This is a genomic window from Cupriavidus sp. SK-4, from assembly GCF_000611125.1.
In the GTDB taxonomy this organism is placed as follows: Bacteria; Pseudomonadota; Gammaproteobacteria; order Burkholderiales; family Burkholderiaceae; genus Cupriavidus; species Cupriavidus necator.
In genome coordinates, this window is sequence record NZ_JFJW01000184.1 from 1 (window position 1) to 510 (window position 510).

A 510-nucleotide genomic window follows, 5' to 3' on the forward strand; every position below is an offset into this window, starting at 1 on the left:
AGGCAGCCGGCGAAGATGATTGGGAAGAACCGGGAAGGCAGTGAGTAAGGACGCAGAGGAGGATCAGTTCCATGAGTGAAATACCCGTACATCCGCGTCCGAGGAGACTGTCCGATTGGATCAACCCGATGGAGGCAAGGAAAGTCCACTCATTGATTGACAAGGTCTATCAACGGAAGAATCTGGAGGTTGCCTGGGAGCGAGTTCGGGCCAACCGGGGAAGTGGCGGCATAGATGGGATGAGCGTGGCAGACTTCGCTGACCAGGCGGACCAGCAACTGGACCGGCTGCAGGCGGAACTGCGCGCGCAAACCTATCAGCCGCAACCGGTCCGGCAGGTCTCGATCCCGAAGATGGGCAAGCCGGGAGAGTTCCGCAAGCTTGGCATCCCGTCGATTTACGACCGGGTATGTCAGCAGGCACTGCTCAACCGGCTGGAGCCGGTCTTCGAACCGATATTCGACGATGCCAACTTTGGGTATCGGCGAGGGCGATCGACACACGACGCTC

Annotated in this window: 1 pseudogene; it reads left to right on the forward strand. The window is 59.2% G+C overall.

The features are described from left to right. Nucleotides 1–152 precede the first annotated feature (152 nt). Nucleotides 153–510: pseudogene (locus tag CF68_RS34345) on the forward strand (reverse transcriptase domain-containing protein); the annotation flags it as partial.